The 18264-nt window shown below is 48.2% G+C and carries 17 protein-coding genes; 10 read left to right on the forward strand and 7 right to left on the reverse strand.

Going from position 1 to position 18264, the window contains the following annotated elements:
• Positions 1-132: 132 nt before the first annotated feature.
• On the reverse strand, positions 133-1350 hold the full coding sequence (locus PKI34_09770; protein HNS18094.1) for a serpin family protein: 1218 nt from the start codon (positions 1348-1350) through the stop codon (positions 133-135).
• A gap of 223 nt (positions 1351-1573) precedes the next feature.
• Between PKI34_09770 and PKI34_09775 the strand changes: the two genes are divergently transcribed.
• Positions 1574-2368, forward strand: coding sequence for a hypothetical protein (locus PKI34_09775; protein HNS18095.1), 795 nt, complete (start codon positions 1574-1576; stop codon positions 2366-2368).
• A 9-nt stretch (positions 2369-2377) separates the two neighbouring features.
• On the opposite strand, the gene xseB is transcribed toward PKI34_09775, so the two are convergent.
• The 4 genes from xseB to PKI34_09795 form a co-directional block, all read right to left on the reverse strand.
• Positions 2378-2581, reverse strand: a complete 204-nt coding sequence (xseB, locus tag PKI34_09780) for an exodeoxyribonuclease VII small subunit (GenBank protein ID HNS18096.1) — start codon at positions 2579-2581, stop codon at positions 2378-2380.
• A gap of 39 nt (positions 2582-2620) precedes the next feature.
• The gene (xseA, locus tag PKI34_09785) at positions 2621-3880 is read right to left on the reverse strand and encodes an exodeoxyribonuclease VII large subunit (protein HNS18097.1); all 1260 of its coding nucleotides are present in this window, start codon (positions 3878-3880) and stop codon (positions 2621-2623) included.
• A 121-nt stretch (positions 3881-4001) separates the two neighbouring features.
• Positions 4002-4400: a large-conductance mechanosensitive channel protein MscL gene (gene mscL / locus PKI34_09790; GenBank protein HNS18098.1), complete on the reverse strand. Its 399-nt coding sequence runs from the start codon at positions 4398-4400 to the stop codon at positions 4002-4004.
• Positions 4401-4539: 139 nt separating this feature from the next.
• Positions 4540-6240, reverse strand: coding sequence for a S8 family serine peptidase (locus PKI34_09795; GenBank protein HNS18099.1), 1701 nt, complete (start codon positions 6238-6240; stop codon positions 4540-4542).
• A gap of 116 nt (positions 6241-6356) precedes the next feature.
• Between PKI34_09795 and trmD the strand changes: the two genes are divergently transcribed.
• Positions 6357-7034 (forward strand): tRNA (guanosine(37)-N1)-methyltransferase TrmD, encoded by a 678-nt coding sequence (trmD, locus tag PKI34_09800; protein ID HNS18100.1) that lies wholly within the window; start codon positions 6357-6359, stop codon positions 7032-7034.
• A gap of 88 nt (positions 7035-7122) precedes the next feature.
• Positions 7123-7476 carry a 50S ribosomal protein L19 gene (gene rplS, locus PKI34_09805; GenBank protein HNS18101.1) on the forward strand — a complete coding sequence of 118 codons (354 nt, stop codon included), beginning with the start codon at positions 7123-7125 and terminating at the stop codon, positions 7474-7476.
• Positions 7477-7539: 63 nt separating this feature from the next.
• Here rplS and PKI34_09810 read toward each other — a convergent pair whose 3' ends face one another.
• Both PKI34_09810 and arcC read right to left on the reverse strand, forming a co-directional pair.
• Complete coding sequence (locus tag PKI34_09810; GenBank protein ID HNS18102.1) at positions 7540-8541, reverse strand: ornithine carbamoyltransferase; 1002 nt, start codon at positions 8539-8541, stop codon at positions 7540-7542.
• Between the two features lie 18 nt (positions 8542-8559).
• On the reverse strand, positions 8560-9504 hold the full coding sequence (gene arcC, locus PKI34_09815) for a carbamate kinase (GenBank protein ID HNS18103.1): 945 nt from the start codon (positions 9502-9504) through the stop codon (positions 8560-8562).
• A 109-nt stretch (positions 9505-9613) separates the two neighbouring features.
• Between arcC and PKI34_09820 the strand changes: the two genes are divergently transcribed.
• The 7 genes from PKI34_09820 to PKI34_09850 all read left to right on the forward strand — a co-directional run.
• Positions 9614-10495: a DMT family transporter gene (locus PKI34_09820; protein HNS18104.1), complete on the forward strand. Its 882-nt coding sequence runs from the start codon at positions 9614-9616 to the stop codon at positions 10493-10495.
• An 11-nt stretch (positions 10496-10506) separates the two neighbouring features.
• The gene (mtaB, locus tag PKI34_09825; protein ID HNS18105.1) at positions 10507-11847 is read left to right on the forward strand and encodes a tRNA (N(6)-L-threonylcarbamoyladenosine(37)-C(2))-methylthiotransferase MtaB; all 1341 of its coding nucleotides are present in this window, start codon (positions 10507-10509) and stop codon (positions 11845-11847) included.
• 52 nt (positions 11848-11899) lie between these two features.
• A complete protein-coding gene (locus tag PKI34_09830; protein ID HNS18106.1) occupies positions 11900-13075 on the forward strand; it encodes a prolipoprotein diacylglyceryl transferase in 1176 nt (391 codons plus the stop codon).
• Between the two features lie 54 nt (positions 13076-13129).
• On the forward strand, positions 13130-13936 hold the full coding sequence (locus tag PKI34_09835; protein ID HNS18107.1) for an inositol monophosphatase family protein: 807 nt from the start codon (positions 13130-13132) through the stop codon (positions 13934-13936).
• A 50-nt stretch (positions 13937-13986) separates the two neighbouring features.
• Positions 13987-15390, forward strand: coding sequence for an NfeD family protein (locus tag PKI34_09840; protein ID HNS18108.1), 1404 nt, complete (start codon positions 13987-13989; stop codon positions 15388-15390).
• A gap of 73 nt (positions 15391-15463) precedes the next feature.
• Positions 15464-17929, forward strand: coding sequence for a DUF5916 domain-containing protein (locus tag PKI34_09845; protein ID HNS18109.1), 2466 nt, complete (start codon positions 15464-15466; stop codon positions 17927-17929).
• Between the two features lie 109 nt (positions 17930-18038).
• Positions 18039-18264, forward strand: a 226-nt coding sequence (locus PKI34_09850) for a hypothetical protein (protein HNS18110.1), incomplete at its 3' end; no start/stop codon positions are given.

Below are 18264 nucleotides of genomic sequence, written 5' to 3' on the forward strand. Positions count from 1 at the left end.
TGCTGTCCACTGAAACGACCGTTGAGACCGGTCTGAGGCTGTTGAATCTGCCCGCCGGATCATTCCTGAAAACTGCAGCATCAAGCCCCTGCCGGGTTGCCGGAAAAAGAGTGATACTACCCCGGATTGATCTCAGTACCCTGGCATGATGACTTTGCCGATGAAAAGCAAGATTCCTGTAGTCCGCTCCCGGATAGCAAAAACAAAAGGCTTGTCGACGATGAATGGATCGGGGCCTGCACTGGTGTAATCAATACCGATGGTCGTTACGGCAGCAGCTTCGGTCCCCTCTTCATTGACATCGATAAAGGTATTCTGTTTGACAAAACTTACGAAAAGGCTCTCATCTGAAATTCCACTCAGATCAGCGACAAAAGGCATAAAAGCATCGATCATCCCAAGACTGGCAAGCTGGTCGTTCAGGATCCTTTCATAGTCAAACCTGAATTTGGGGAGCGATAATTCGCAATCCGAAGGTTCAACGATATCATCGAGTTTTAAGGTCAGCTCTTCCCAATCCTCTGGATCGAACTCTGACAGGAATTCATCAAGCGTCTCGGTAGGTTCAATGAGTACCATTGAAAAATTCTGCTGTCCATAAGTAAGTTCAGCAGCTGTATAATCCGGAGTGGAACAAAGACGAAGGGGAATTTCGCTTTTCATGGTCTCCACCTCAATTGTCGTACCATCCGGAAGATAAAAGGAAGCAGGTGCGGTAAGCTGCTTGTCGAACTGGTACGTCCACGTTCCCTTGAAATAGAGAGCATTCATTAAAAACATCACGGTTTCAGCAGAGATTTCCTGTATGACCTTCTGAATCTTCCCCTTGGTGTTATCACTTGCCCATCCGTTGATCGTGGTGATGGCAGAAGGGCTGTTAAAATCCAGGGCTTCGATGCGAGCATCAAAAGCCTTGTTCATCGTATCCAGGAACGATTGATGAACATCAAATGTATTCCTGTACCAGACTGCATTGGCCAGTGCAAGATCAATTTCAGGGTCCAGATCCAGAAGCTGGCCAAGAAGACTTTTATAGGTGGCGTTGATCTCTCCGGGGGTCAGCCCTTCGTAGCCGAGCATGTCACGGATCTGGTCATACGTATCGTCGCTGCATCCATTCAGAAGCATCGAGAGCGCAGTGCTGGCGCTCAGGGGCGACAGCATCAGGTTTTTATTTTCAGTTTCAGCCGTGACAGTGAAAAGATCAATGCCAAAGCGGTTGTTCCGGTAAATGACCTCGGAAGATTTTAAAGGCAGTTGCAACTGTCTGGGATTTTTGGGACCTTCTGGTTCCTTCCCGCATCCCTGGCCGATAACCAGAAAAGCCAGCAGAAAGATGATTGATCGCATTATAATTAAGATTTAACAAGTTCAAAGTTACTCAAAATGCAGACGGTCAAATTGATCTCAGGTTGCCTGTTCAGCGAAATAATTTAATGTCGGAACGCAGATGATTCGATCATGCATTGATCCTGGCTTGTTCAGATGATCATTGTCATATTTTAAATACATTTAGAAAAATTTACCTCTAATTAAAAATAATATTTATTTTAGCCTTCGAAACCTCCTCCTCATGTCCACTTATTTTAAAAAGCAGCTTTTAGTTTTTTCGAATATTGGTGGATACCTTGTTATGCTGATCATTAACGGATTGGCGAACCTCCTGCCCATAAACGGCAAAACAACAGGTGAATTATCCGATGCATACCCCAATTTATTTGTGCCAGCAGGCATTACATTTTCAATCTGGGGATTGATCTATCTGTTACTGGCCATTCTGATGTTCTATCAATTGTATACCCTGTTCCGGCATGAGGTTGCCTCTGGGCTTTACATCATAAAGATCGGCTGGTGGTTTGTCATTTCCTGTCTTCTCAACGTCCTATGGATCTTTGCATGGCATTATGAAGTCATCTGGCTTTCCATGCTCATCATGCTGATGTTGCTGGGTACGATGATCATCATTTACCGGCGGCTGGATATCGGTAGTTGCTGCTCCGGACTCAACGAGAAAATCTTCGTTTTCGTTCCGTTCAGTCTTTATCTTGGATGGATCAGTGTTGCAACCGTAGCCAACGCGGCTGCGTTGCTTGTTTCGGTAAATTGGGGGCGATGGGGCGTCAGCGAAGTTGCCTGGCTGGTCGTTGTGCTGGCTGTTGTAACCGCACTGGCGCTTATCGTGGTCTTCTTGAAAAAAGACATTTTCTACGCTCTTGCCATCGTCTGGGCCCTGGCGGGTATCATCATCAAAAGGTCGCCGGGAGGATCCGTGCAGGACAGGATCACGGTGATTGCTGCCATGGCCGCCCTGGCGATCGTCACCATTTCTGTAGTGATCCAGATCTTCCGCAGAAAGGTTTACAGATAAATGTTCATTTCATTCCTTCAGCGATTCTTCGTTCATTTCACCAAGGACTCCCTCAACATCTTTGCCGGTGTCTCTGAGCATGGCCTTGCAGATCCTGATCAATTCAGAAGCTCTTTTCACTTTGGCCACAAGCACGTCCACGGGAACATCGCCCCTTTCCAGTTCATCCACGATCTTTTCAATTTCCTTCAGTGCATTCGTATAGCTTTTCATAGTTCCTTACGGGTTAAATTCAATTTAACAAATTAAGGATCAATCTACTACACTATCAATACTGCCTTCATAGAGCTGCGTTTTTATCCGTTGTCCTTTGGTCACCATCGAAGCATCCTTAATGGGCACATCATCAAGATACGTGATGCTGTAGCCTCTTTTTAAAATGTTCCCGGGGTCGAGCAGTGCTAATTTTTGTTCATAGACCTCCATAAGGTGGTTTTGTTCGGCAAGATAATGCCTCGAAAAAATCCTGATCCGTTCCTTGTTGCTGGCCAGCGTGCTCCTGTGACGCTCAAGCAACCGCCCGGTGGACGCCCGGAAACGCTGGATGCACTGCGCAAGGTACAAAGCCGAGGACTCAAGCACATTCTTTATCTCTGTTGACAGGCGAAATTCGAGTGCATTCAACCGGCCTTCAAAATCGAAGAACTGCTGTATAAAAAAACCGGCAACTGCCGTCGGTGTGATCATATTGGTGTGCGCTACCATTTCCACGACGGTTTCATTGGTGGAATGGCCTATGCCTGTGATCACCGGCAGGGGAAATGCGGCAACCTGCCTGGCCAGTTCGTAATTGTCGTAGGCGCTCAATCCCACCTCACCTCCCCCGCCCCGAATAATGGCCACAGCATCAAAATCTGCCAGGCGGCGGGAGATGTTCTTCAACTGTTCGGTCATCGTCACTATGGCTTTCTCACCCTGCAAGAGTGAAGGGAAAAGCTGATAATGGAACCCATAACCGTAAGGATTATTTTCAATCGAAGTGACAAAATCATGATAGCCCTTGCTGGTTTCCACAGAGATCAGAGCAATTCTTCCCGGCAAGAGCGGCAGGGTTAATTTACGGTTATGATCAAAAATTCCTTCCTTTTTCAGTATCTCAATGGCCATCCGCTTTTCCCTGGCCATTTCTCCTACGGTAAAGGAAGGTTCAACATCAATGATATTCAATGACAGTCCGTAAACTTCATGAAAACTGACGGAGGCAAGAAACAGGATCATCATGCCATCCCTTAGATTCTCACGGGTTTGTTGCCTGAACTTGGTGGTGATCATCTGGTAATTTGAAGCCCAGATGGTTGCCCGCATTTCAGCCCTGGTCGCTTTATCCCGTTTTTCGACCAGATCAACATAACAATGGCCGCTTTTGGGATAGAAATTCAGTTTGGCAATTTCAGCTCTGATCCAGTAAAAGTCAGGAAAAGCAGCTTCAAGGGCTTCCCTGATATGTTCGGCCACCTCATGCAGCGAATAAATTTGCCGGTCCTGGAAAAGGCTGTATTGATCGTTCATCATAGGACAAATTTAGCCATTTTACTCGCAAGGCAGCCTTCAGATGCATAAAAATACAGGCCCTCCCCGCGTTTATGTGCAGTACAGGAGAGGGCCTGATAAACCTGGTTTTGGTGTAAAATTCCTATTTTTTCAGAAGGTCCCTGATCTCCTTCAAAAGCGTTTCTTCTTTCGTTGGTTCTGGTGGTGGAGCCGGTGCGGCTTCCTGTTTCTTTTTCATTGAATTCAAACCCTTCACAACCATGAAGATAGCAAGAGCGACAATCAGAAAATCAATAAGATAGTTAATAAATTGGCCTATCTTCATTGTAACGGCAGGAGTATCGCCAACAGCCTGTTTTAAGGTGACGGCGATATCGGCGAAGTCCATGTTCCCAAAAAGCAGGCCGATGGGGGGCATGAGGATGTCCCCTACAAAAGAAGATACGATCTTGCCAAATGCAGCGCCGATAATGATACCGATTGCCATGTCCATTACGTTTCCTTTCATGGCAAATTCCTTGAATTCTTTCATCATTCCCATAAGTTGTTCTCCTTTAATAGTTTAGGTTAGACAAAAAATACACAGCTCTCTAAATAGGATAATTTTGTTCAAAAATACAGGAATTAACATAAAACAAAAAATATTTCCAGGAAATGATGTCAAAGAAGCCCATTTGACGTCAGGGACTTCGAAGGGCTTTGGCGGCGTAGACCTTTTCCCTGGTCACCAACTGGACGACATAGATACCTGTTTTGTCGAGTTCAGTCTGGATGGAAATCTTAGAAATGCCTTTAAAAAGCTCCATTGATCTAACAAGGACCATTTTTCCGGAAACATCATACATCCGCACTTCGGCTCTTTGAGCGGAAGGGAGATTGATCCAGAACTGAAGGATTTGATCAAAGGGATTCGGGAAGATCTTTATTTCATCAATTTTAACGTTGATACTGTCAAGGATGTTTTTTGCCAGGAGGTAATCCGGTATTCCAAATCCAAGGGTGTCATCAGGATTCGCGGCCTGGTGAGCGCTTTTCTGGATGGCTTCTATAAGTTGCAGGTTACTGAAATCGCGTTTGGCCTGCCAGAGGCAGGCCGTCATACCTGCGATCACGGGTGACGAGAACGATGTTCCATTGCCCCCGCTGATGCCACCCCAGGGAGAGGCAAGGATCGTCTGTTGCCCCTGGGCAGCGATATTTGGCTTGATACGTCCGTCGTAAGCCGGTCCCAGCGAGCTGAAGTTTGCCCAGTTCCGTTCGGAATCGACCGCGCCAACGGTGAAAACGCTGTCGCCGTCAGCCGGTGCTCCGATGTACTTCCATTGGGAACTTCCGCTGTTGCCTGCACTGTTGCACACCAGCATACCCTTGCCCGCGGCTATGTCGGCGCCAACGGTAACCGGAGTGGTGTTCCCATCCATATCCTGGTAGGTATGGTTATCGGCCGGGTCATCAAACACGGTATAACCAAGCGAAGAATTGATGATGTCAGCTCCGACGCTGTCAGCATATTCAGCACCCATGATCCAGTAATATTCCTCCATAAGGTATTCAGATCTGCCATCTTCGGTCCGTAAAAGATAATATCCCGAATGAGGGGCGGTGCCTACCAGCTGCCCGGGTAAATTACCGCCCATGATAGATAACACCATCATGCCATGCTGATGGATGCCCGGCTCAAAGACATTTCCACCCCAATTGACAAAATCCCGCGATCCCAGTATCCTGTCATTCATCCAAAGGGAGTCAAAGGCTGCCATGGTATCCACAGCCCTGAAACCAGCATCCAATACGGCAATGATGATGTCTTTTCCGGTATAGCCCTGTGAATGCATTGCTACCCCGTTGATCATGGCGATCTGGTTCAGGGATGCCCCGTAGTCAAAGGACGCAGAAGCATCCAAATTTCTGACGGATGATCCTGTGACCGGGATACCTGTCTGTTCAGGGCTGAAAAAAGGTTTTTCTCTCCAACATTCAGGATCACTGATCGGTGAATCCTGTTTTTCAACCAATTCATCACAGTTAGAAACTGTTTTAACAAACTTCATGGCTTTGATCATCTCCGGAGAGGCCTGTGCCGGCAGCTCAATGATGACCGTATTCAGCCATCGGGAGCGGATAAGGGTAGTTGCGCCCTGATCCTGAATTGCCCGAATATAAGCTGAAGGTATGGGTAAGTCTTCTGCGGTTATCGGAATGTTGTAACGCTGTCTTCTTTCAATGGCACGCGGGGTCAAAAATTCTTCAGGCCGGTCAACTGCATACTCCGACTGAGATTTGTCGTTAAAAGCCACTTTGTACAATACACCATTTTCCTGAGCAAAGAGACTCAGGGAAAACATTGCACACAGCAGCAAAAACCAATTCTTCCGAACCAAAAGGATCATTTTTTCACAAAAGTAACATAAGATTGGCTGCACAAAGGTTCAGGGCGCTCAGATAATTCGATAATTTTACATTTTGGAACAAAGCACTACCGTTAAACTCTTTTAACATGCACATTGATATCATTACGCTTTTTCCGGATATGTTTGAAGGAGCGTTTACCCATTCCATCCTTAAACGGGCCAGGGAAAAGGGAATTGCCGAAGTGGAAATTCATAATTTACGTGATCATGCCACAAACCGCCATAAAAGTGTTGATGATTATCCTTATGGCGGGGGTTCGGGTATGGTGATGATGATCGAGCCAATTGACCGGTGCATTGGCTTGTTACGTTCCAGAAGGAATTATGATGAGTCCATTTACCTGACCCCTGATGGAGAAATGTTCTCTCAACCGCTGGCCAATCAACTTTCCTTGCTCAATAACCTGATCCTGTTGTGCGGGCATTATAAAGGGGTGGATGAACGGGTTAGGGAAGCGCTGATCACCAGGGAAATTTCCATCGGGAATTATGTTCTCTCGGGAGGAGAGCTTGCCGCCATGGTATTGTGCGACAGTATCATACGGTTGTTACCGGGGGTTCTGGGCGACGAAACCTCTGCCCTTTCGGATTCATTCCAGGACAGCCTTCTGGCTCCGCCCGTCTACACGCGCCCTTCAAATTATAAGGGAATGAAGGTCCCTGATGTCCTTTTATCGGGTAATGATAAAGAGATCGCACACTGGCGCCAGGTAAAAGCGTTGGAGCGTACCGAACAACGACGGCCACAACTGCTGGATGGTTAAATATTTTTACGGCAAGAGGCTCTGATTTAAAATAAGTATGTATATTTGCACTCTTTTTGGAAAAAATCCATTGTAAATCAGATTGGCCATGGGAAAGACCGAATTACTACAATATGTTGAGAACCTGGTCCCTGTCAAGAAATTCCCTGAATTCAAAGCAGGCGACACGATCACCGTGAATTACAAAATCGTGGAAGGGAACAAGGAGCGTATCCAGAGTTACCAGGGAGTTGTGCTGCAGCGTGCCGGAAGCGGCCCCACTGAAACATTCACCGTGAGGAAGATCTCAGGCAATGTTGGTGTGGAAAGGATTTTCCCGGTATCGTCACCTTTCATCGATGAAATTACCGTCAACAAAAAAGGGATGGTTCGCCGTGCAAGGATATTCTATCTCAGGGAACTGCGTGGAAAGAAAGCACGAATCAAGGAACAGAGATATTAAGAACACCAAACTACTTGCAAAACAGGCTGCTCCAAAAGAGCAGCCTGTTTTTTTTCCGGGCCCTTAATCGCCCAGGGTGGCCACCATCACCGCTTTGATGGTATGGAGGCGGTTTTCCGCCTGATCAAAAACAATGGAAGCCGGTGACTCAAAGACCTCATCGGTCACCTCCATCGCAGCTATCCCAAATTTCTGAAAGATTTCCTCCCCGACCTTCGTATCCCTGTTATGGAAAGACGGCAGACAATGCATGAACTTTACGCCGGGATTATCGGTTTTGTGGATGACCGCGCTATTGACCTGGTAGGGTATCATTTCCTTTATCCGCTGACCCCAGAGATCAGCCGATTCACCCATGGAAAGCCATACATCCGTATGGATAAAATCGGCTCCCTTGACCGCTTCATCCAGGTTATCCGTGATGAGGATCCTGGCACCCGTATCCCTGGCCATTGCCTGGCATTCCTTCACCAGTGCCTCGTCAGGCCAGCAGGAGCGCGGTCCGGCAGCTCTGAAATCCATTCCAAGTTTGGCAGCGCCAACCATCAGCGAATTGCCCATGTTGTTGCGGGCATCCCCTAAATAAGCGTACTTGATCTGTTGAAGCGGCTTATCGCTGTGTTCCATCATCGTCATGATATCGGCCAGCACCTGGGTGGGATGAAATTCATCGGTCAGCCCGTTCCAGACCGGTACGCCTGCGTATTTGGCCAGCTCCTCAACAATAGCCTGCCCAAATCCCCGGTATTCAATACCATCGTACATCCGGCCGAGAACGCGTGCTGTATCCTTCATGGTTTCCTTGTGCCCTATCTGTGAACCGGAGGGTCCAAGGTAGGTCACGCTGGCGCCCTGGTCAAAAGCGGCAACTTCAAAGGCACAACGTGTTCGCGTGGATGTCTTCTCAAAGATCAGGGCGATGTTCTTGCCCTTCAGGCGCTGCTGCTCTGTTCCCGAATACTTGGCCTTTTTCAGGTCAATGGCCAGGTCCAGCAGGAAACGGACCTCCTGCGGCGTAAAATCCAGAAGCTTCAAAAAGCTTCGGTTTCGTAAATTGAATGGCATAGTGATCTATTTTTTGGATTAAACAAAGACAACTCTGGTTCCTCCGCCATCTGTTCCCAGAAGATCCGTATGGGTGATGATCGTATCCTTCCCCCTGTTTTCGACAAAATGAATGGCTGCCCTGATCTTAGGGGCCATACTTCCCTCTGAAAAATGTCCTTCTGCAAGATAATGCTTTGCTTCTGAAAGCGACATCCGGTCAAGCGCTTTCTGCTGAGGAGTATTGAAATTGATGTAGACCTTGTCAATGTCGGTCAGGATAAAGAGTTTATCCGCATTGATCTGCACGGCAAGCAATGCAGAGGCAAGATCCTTGTCGATGACCGCATCGATCCCCTGGAGTTTGTTTTCCTGGACGAAGAATGCAGGGATGCCGCCGCCGCCGACAGCAATGACGATCTGTCCGTCCCTGGCCAGGCGTTCCATGGACCGTGCATTGGAAATGACCAGCGGCTTGGGCGATGCCACCACTTTGCGCCATCCCCTGCCGCGTGGATCTTTCGAAAACCTGGCCCCGGTTTCCGTCGTGATCTTCTCGGCTTCGTCCTTTGTATAAAAAGGCCCAATCGGTTTTGTCGGATTCTGAAAGGCAGGATCTTCCTTGTTGACGAGCACCTGTGTGATGATGCTGATGATGTCACGGTCCATATCCTTCGACATTAAAACATTACGCAACTGCTGTTCGATCACGTAACCGATGAAGCCCTGCGAATAAGCCACGCTGATGTCAAGGGGCATGTCGGGCAATCCGTACAATTTATGCCCTGCCGTATTGGCCAGCATGATGTTGCCCACCTGCGGTCCGTTACCGTGCGTGATCACCAGGTTATAATCACGGTCAATGAGTTTGATGAGGTTTTCGCAGGTCTTATATGCATTTGCTTCCTGCTCATCGATGGTGCCCTTCTGTCCATCCCGGATCAGCGCGTTGCCTCCAAAAGCTACCACACCCAATCGTTTCATTCTGAATGATTCTGTTGATGAGTTGGCAAAGATACAGTTTTTTCTGATAATTGATTTTTCGTTACCTTTCGCACCTGAATTCAACGGGGAGAAACGTATAAAGATATCGATGACCGTACCGAACCAGCGGAAAGCAACTCTTTTGGCACTGATCGCCGTGCTCTTCTGGTCGACGATCGGATCGGCCTTTAAACTGACATTGCGGCAAATCGACTTCCTGAACATCTTGCTTTATGCCTCACTCGTCTCTGTTGTGATCTTCCTGATCCTGCTCCTTTTGCAGGGCCAATGGACAAGCCTGAGTAAAATCACAAAAAAGGACCTGTTGCATTCAGCCTTGCTCGGCCTGCTGAATCCATTCCTATTTTACATAACGGTCTTGAAAGCCTACGACCTCCTCCTGGCGCAGGAAGCAATTGTCTTGAATTATGTCTGGCCGATCACGCTGACCCTTCTGTCCGTACCACTTCTGAAGCAGAAAATCGGGTATAAAAGCATCATCGCCATCCTGATCAGTTTCATTGGAGTGATCATCATCGTCCTGAAAGGGAATCTCACGGGTTTGCAATTCACGAACCTCCAGGGGGTGGCGCTGGCCCTCATTTGCACGGTATTCTGGGCGGTGTTCTTCATTTTTAATATGAAGGATCCAAGGGAAGAGGTTTCGAAAATGTTCCTCAACTTCCTGTTCGGATTCCTTTATACCCTGACTGCAGTGCTGGTGTTCCGCAAAATCCGGATCCCATCGCCGGAAGCGCTGGCCGGTGTGGTTTACATCGGTCTGTTCGAAATGGGGATCACCTTCATCCTTTGGCTCAAAGCGCTTAAACTGAGCGTGACCACCGCAAAAGTCGCCAACCTCATTTTCATCTCGCCATTCCTTTCTCTGATCTGGGTTTCGTTTGCAGTGGGTGAGCAGATCATGGGGTACACGATCATCGGATTGATCTTCATTGTGGCGGGGATTGTGCTGCAAAGGGTGGTAAGATAAAAGCTTCAAGCTTGCAGCTATTAATTCCCTACCTTTGTCTTCCATTTGGCAAACTGATGTCCAACCGCCGGAAAATAGCCTTTCATACCTTTGGGTGCAAGCTTAATTTCGCTGAAACTTCAACCATCGGAAGAAGCCTGCCTGAACAGGGTTACGAACTGGTGGATCACAGGGAGAGGGCCGATATCTATGTGATCCATTCCTGTACGGTCACTGAAGCAGCCGAAAAAAAGTGCAACCAGTTCATACGGCGTCTGAAACGCGGGAATCCCTCTTCCGTGATCGTCGTAATGGGCTGTTACGCCGAGTTAAAATCCCGGAAGCTGGCCACCATGCCAGAAGTCGATCTGGTTTTGGGGAACGAAAGCAAATATGCGCTGGCAGAGCATCTCCGGTCCCTGACTGCTGGTAGCAGGTTTGCTGTTCCTGAAGGCTCCCCGGAAAGCAATCCGGTTTTCGTACCCGCCTTTTCGTTGCACGACCGGACCCGTTCCTTTCTCAAGGTTCAGGATGGATGTGACAATTTTTGCCATTATTGCATCATCCCCTTTGTTCGCGGCCGCAGCAAAAGCGCCCCGGTCAGGTCCGTACTCGAATCAGCACGAATGATCCATGAGGCCGGCGTACAGGAGATCGTTCTGACCGGAGTGAACATCGGGGATTTCGGAAAACACCACGGGGAATCGCTCTATGATTTACTGGTGCAGATGGAGGAGCAGATCACCGTACCGCGGATCCGGATCTCATCCATTGAACCGGACCTGCTTACCAACGCGATCATCCACCTGGTGGCCTCGTCGGGCAAAATCATGCCCCATTTCCATATTCCCCTGCAATCAGGCTCCGACAGGATCCTGGCGCTGATGAAAAGAAACTATCGGCGCGAATTGTTTGCAGATCGCATTGCAAGGATACGAAGCATCCTGCCTGACAGTTGCATTGCTGTTGACGTGATCGTCGGATTTCCCGGTGAGACAGATGCCGATTTCACCGAAACGATCGACTTCATTCAAAACACGGATCTTTCCTACGTTCACGTATTCACCTACTCTGAACGGCCGGGAACGGTAGCGTCCAGGATGGAAAACAAGATCAGACCGGAAATTAAAAAAGTAAGAAGCCAGCAGCTGCATGTTCTATCAGAGAACAAAAAGAAACTGTTTTACCATAAAAATAAGGGCACGACGCATCAGGTCTTATTTGAATCCGATCCAATTAAGACGGAACTTTTCGGATTCACGGAGAATTACATCCACGTGAAAGCCCCATACGATCAAAATCTTGTCAATCAGATCATCCCGGTAAAATTGATTAAGCTGGATGAGAATGAGTTTTATGATTATGAAGGGTGAAAAATGTAGTATGTAGGATAAAATTATTTTAACAATTTAACAAATATCAACGGTGTTTCCAAAACTCAGCGACTTACTTGACTATCTGTTTGGGATCAGGATAAATTTACCGGTCCAGACTTATGGATTCTTCATGGCTTGCGCATTTATGGCGGCAGCCTGGATCGTATGGCTGGAGTTGAAAAGAAAGGAAAAAGAAGGGCAGATCCATTCCAGGACCAGGACAGTCTGGAAAGGCAGGTCCGCCACAGCCTGGGATCTGGCAAGCACGGGGATCATTGGTTTCATCATCGGTTACAAACTCATCGGGATGATCGTGGATTACGCGGATTTTGCTGCTACTCCGCAGGATTACATTTTATCAGCACAAGGAAGCTGGATCGGGGGGATCCTGCTGGGTGCCCTGTCCGTTTTCTCCACCTATTATAAAAGACATAAAGCAAAGCTTGACAAACCGGTCAAAATCCAGGAAACCGTTCACCCTTACCAGCTCACGGCCAGTATCGTACTGGTGGCTGCCGTTTTTGGAATCATCGGGTCCAAGATCTTTGATGTTTTTGAGCACCTCGGCGACCTGGCCCGGGATCCGGTCGGGACCCTGTTTTCGTTCAGCGGGCTGACGTTCTACGGAGGTCTGATCGTGGCGTCCTTTGCCGTCATATTTTATTCTGAAAGGAACAAGATTCCCTGGCCGCATATTGCCGACACCGTAGCACCGGCCTTGATCCTGGCCTATGCCATCGGACGCATCGGGTGTCAGCTTTCCGGAGATGGTTGCTGGGGCGTTGAGAATCCTGATCCAAAACCGGCCTGGTTGGGATTCCTGCCCGACTGGATGTGGGCATTTGACTTCCCCCATAATGTGATCAACGAAGGGAACCGCATCAACAGCTGTACAGGTGATCATTGCTTTGTCCTGTCAGTGCCGGTGTACCCCACATCTTTCTATGAAACCGTCATGGGATGCATCATCTTCGTCGTACTCTGGCTGACACGGAAAAAATGGATCATCCCCGGCTATCTGTTCAGTTTTTATTTAATCCTGAACGGAATCGAACGATTCCTGATCGAATTTATCCGGATCAACCAGCGCTACCGTTTTCTGGGCATCGAACTGTCGCAGGCACAGTGGATCGCCATTTTGCTAATTTTACTGGGAGCAGCTGGATTCTGGTTCTTTAAAATAAAATCAAAAAGCAAAGATCAAAGAGCAAAAATCAAAACATGAGCCAGACAGTCATCAAATTCCGTAACAATAAACCTGCAACCTGTAACCTGTAACATGCAACCTGAAACCATTAACCTTGAAACCCTCAGTCTACGCGTGTGCGATCTGGCGCGCACCACAGGCGGGATCATCCGGAGGGACATACACAGGATCAGCCAGAAAGATCTTGAGACAAAGGGGCGCCATAATTATGTGACCTACGTTGATAAAATGTCGGAGGCTTTGCTGGTCAAAGAACTTGCCTCCCTGCTTCCAGAAGCGGGATTCATTGCTGAAGAAGGCACCACTGAGACAAAGAGCGGGAGGTTCCAGTGGGTGATCGATCCTCTGGATGGCACCACGAATTACATTCACGGACTGCCCATCTACTCCATCAGTATTGCCTTGATGGATGGCGAAAAGGTGGTTTTGGGGGTGGTTTATGAAGTGAACCGGAAAGAATGTTTCCATTCCTGGGAAAATGGCCCTGCCTATTTAAACGGTGAATCCATCCGCTGTTCCTCCACCCGGATCATGGATGATTCCCTGCTTGCAACAGGATTTCCATACACTGATCCGGGATACCTGGAACAAAATCTCCGTTTGCTGGGACATCTTCTGCAAAATTCAAGGGGTATCAGGCGTCTGGGTTCGGCCGCTGTTGATCTGGCCTATGTAGCCTGCGGCCGCTTCGACGGCTTTTATGAATATGGATTGAATCCCTGGGATGTGGCGGCGGGGGCGCTTATCGTGCAACAGGCAGGCGGGCTGGTCAGTGATTTCACCGGAGGATCCGGTTTCATTCACGGAAAACAGATCCTTGCCTCCAACCCGAACCTTCACGGTAATCTGTTGAGTACGCTCCAAAAATTTTTCACATAGAATTGTTATTTCGATTATTATTGTAAGAATTAACCGTTTGATCCATCAACATGCACTTACACACTGACCATTACCGGAACAAGAAAACCTGCCGGTGGCTGCCAGGGCTTCTGTTCCTGGCGTTCGCGATCATCCTGCCCGGCATGCTGCTGAGTCAGGAACAGGCTGACCAATCAGAGAAAGTCAAAGTATATCTTTTCGACATTAAGGAGCAGATTGCACCTCCTGTCTGGCACAAGGCAAAAAAAGCATTTAAGCAGGCAGAAGATCTTTCAGCGGATATGGTCATCATACATATGAATACCTACGGAGGCGTATTGGAAACGGCGGATTCACTCAGGACCAGGATCCTTAATGCCGGCATCCCCGTCCACGTATTCATTGACAACAATGCCGCCTCTGCCGGCGCGTTGATCTCCATTGCCTGCGATAGCATCTATATGAGCCCCGGGGCCAATATCGGCGCTGCAACGGTGGTTGATCAGGAGGGCAAACCGTTGCCGGACAAATACCAGTCGTATATGCGCTCCATGATGCGTTCCACGGCAGAGGTGCAGGGAAGGGATCCGATGATCGCCCAGGCGATGGTCGATCCCAGGATGGCCATTCCGGGAATTACCGATACCGGCCAGGTGCTTACGTTCACATCCAGCGAAGCCATCAACTATGATTTCTGTGAAGGAGAAGCCAAAGATATGGGTGATGTAATGGATTTACTGGGAGTGGAAAACTATGAACTGATCGAGCAGGAGCTCAAACCGGTGGATAAGATCATTGCCTTTCTGGTCAATCCTGTCGTCAGCGCACTGCTGATCATGCTGATCATCGGGGGGATCTACTTTGAGCTTCAGACCCCCGGAATCGGATTTCCTCTGGCAATTGCCGTACTCGGAGCCCTGCTCTATTTTGCGCCTCTTTACCTGGAAGGGCTGGCAGCACACTGGGAAATACTGATCTTCATCGTCGGTGTTGTTCTTCTGGCCATCGAACTTTTTGCCATACCCGGATTTGGCGTGCTGGGCATCTCGGGCATCGTACTCATTGTTGCAGGCCTGGCACTGAGCATGGTGGGAAACGTGGGATTTCATTTCCCGGGCGACGCCTTCAAGGCCCTCATCAGTTCCATCTTCCTGGTCATCATAGCTTCCTTTGTCTCTCTGGTCATTTCGTTTTACCTGGGTAAACAAATCCTGACCACAACGATTTTTGGCCACCTTGCCCTGGATACGGTACAGGAAAAATCAGAAGGATATACCTCTGCCGATCTCCAGTACACTAACGTGATGGGGAAGAAAGGCAGGGCGCTGACCATACTCCGGCCTGCCGGAAAAGTAAGAATCGGGGATGAGGTGTATGATGCCACGGCCCTGACAGGTTACATCGAAAAGGGAGAGGAAGTTGAGGTGGTGAAGTATGAAACATCACAATTGTTCGTAAGGAAAATATCAACCTGATGTACTACTTCTCCCCCTCTTCAAATAAAAAAAAATTGTTTGAAGAGAATTATCAACGCTACACGGATCTATTATGATGAGAGGATCCCTATCCTTGTTGGTCATTCTGTTGCTTACAGCCACCGAGGTGTTCCCGCAGGCCGATGTTCCCAAAAAGCGTGCGGAAGCGGTTCGCATAGCTGTTCCGCCCAGAATCGATGGTATCCTGAACGACTCCTCATGGCTGCAGGCAGCTCCGGCCGGAGACTTCATCCAGGTGGAGCCGGTGTTCGGGCAGCCGGCCTCCTGTACAACGGAGGTCCTCTTCATTTTCGACAATGATGCACTGTATGTTGGCGCCATGATGTACGATCCCTCACCCGACAGTATCCTGAAGGAACTGAGCGTAAGGGATGAGATATCCAACACGGACTATTTTGGCGTCAGCATCGATCCTTTTAATGATGCTCTTGTCGCATACGAATTTAATGTAACCGTGGCCGGCGTGCAGGTGGATTCAAAAAGCCTTGGCATCGAGGGACAGGGTGATTTTGAGGAGGACCGTTCCTGGGATGCCGTCTGGTACGCTCATACGAGAATCGTTGAAAACGGATGGGTGGCTGAGATGAAGATCCCTTACTCTGCCCTGCGGTTTCCCGAAAAAGGGAACGAGGCCTGGGGGATGAACTGTTTCAGACAGATCCGGCGATACCGTGAAATATCCTCATGGGATCCGGTTGACCGGAAAGTGCTGGGCGTCAACAACCAGGCCGGAGAGCTCACAGGGATCACGAATGTCAAATCCCCGCTGAGGCTTGCACTCATCCCCTACGTTTCCGGTTACGTGACCAAAGTCCCTGATATTGATAAGTGGGGATTTTCCTACAAAGGAGGGATGGATCTGATCTACGGGATCAATGACAGTTATACACTCGACATGATCCTGATCCCTGACTTTGGCCAGGTGGAATCCGATGAAGAGATCTACAATCTGTCGCCCTTTGAGGTGTATTATGAAGAAAAGAGACCATTCTTCACCGAGGGGACAGAGCTTTTCGACAAAGGAGACGTATTTTATTCAAGGAGAGTGGGAGGCACTCCCGATGGATATTTCACTGTGAGTGATCATCTATGCGAGAACGAAAAGGTCATCAAGAACCCGGAAGAGGCACAGATGCTGAATGCCACCAAGATCACCGGGAAAAATCCAAAAGGCCTTGCCATCGGTTTTTTCAACGGAATGACTGCCAACACCTATGCCACGGTGAAGGATACAATCAGCGGTGAAAAAAGGAACATCCTGACCGAACCGTTTGCGAACTATAACATGCTGGTGTTTGAACAATCGCTAAAAAACAACTCGTATGTAAGCATTTTCAACACCAATGTCGTCCAGCCCAAAGAAAACTACTGTGCCAATGTAACAGGCGGTGATTTTCGCCTGATCAACAAATCCAACACCTATGGCATGGAAGGTCAAGTGATCGTCAGCCAGAAATATGCTCAAGGGATCACTCCCCAATATGGGTACAGTCATCATTTTGCTGCAGGCAAAACCAGTGGTAATTTTACATTTTCACTCGCAAATGACCTGAAAACGGACACCTATGACCCGAATGACATGGGATACCTTCAGCACAACAACGAAATTGAAAATGAGCTGGATCTGGAATACAACATCTATGATCCGTTCAGCATTTTCATTGAAATGCAGAACTCCCTCTATCTGGAGTATGGAACCCTCTATTCACCCCTGAAGTACACTGACTTTGGCATGGGGCAGCACACATTCGCTACCTTCAGGAACTATCTTAGCGTATCACTGGAAACTTACTATCGTCCCATTGATGAACATGACTACTATGAGCCCAGGGTTGAGGGCTGGTATTATGCACTTCCTCCTGTGTGGGCCATTTCAGGTTTTATTTCGCCTGACTACCGCAAACGTTTCATTGCAGATGTGGGAGGGGAATATTATCATACGAATCAGGATCACGAACGGGGGTATACACTGACCGTCTCGCCGCGCTTACGTATCAGCGATAAATTGTTCGTTTCCCTTTCGCTGGGCTACTCCATAGCGCTGAATGACAAAGGCTATGTTGCGGACAGCCTCAATCCCGGTAGCCAGGAGGTCATCATTTTTGGCAAACGGGATGTGACCAATGTAACGAATACCCTGTCAACGCGCTATATTTTCAACAATAAGATGTCGCTTGCCCTGAAGGTAAGGCATTACTGGCTTCTGGGAATCTATGAAGGCTTCTATGACCTCCAGCCCGACGGTCATCTGGTGGGCAATGATTATTCCTCCGACGAGGACTTCAGTTACAATGCATTCACCATTGACATGGCCTACAAATGGGAATTCTCGCCCGGCAGCGAAATTGCCATCGTCTGGAAAAATGCCATTGATCTTTTGGACACAAAGGACATCTATGAATCGTATTTTCAGAACCTCGATTGGACCCTTTCCTCTGCCGCCACCAACAGTCTCTCATTAAGAATTTTATATTATATTGATTCACAGTATTTTAAGAAAAAGAGAGTGATCCCGTAACAGGCAAATGTTATGTTACAGCTGCATTTCTGAAATACTTACATAAAAACTTGCATATCCCTCTGCATTTATCTATTTTGCATCCCCATTCACCTTCAACTGTTCAACCATGAAACAACGCTTCCTTTTCATTGTAGCAGCAGCCCTCCTGCTTTTAGGAATTAACAACGTAATCACGGCCAATGACAGGACTGCGGATGAAGCATTCATCCTTAATGAATATTCTGCATTTGCCCCTGATGTACCATCCTTACCCCAGGAGGAGGATTTCCTGTGTGCAGATGTGAACGAGGATGGCCTGGTCAACGTGCTGGACATCATCACCCTGGTCAACT

The sequence above is a fragment of the Bacteroidales bacterium genome, assembly GCA_035342335.1.
Classification (GTDB): Bacteria; Bacteroidota; Bacteroidia; order Bacteroidales; family JAGONC01; genus JAGONC01.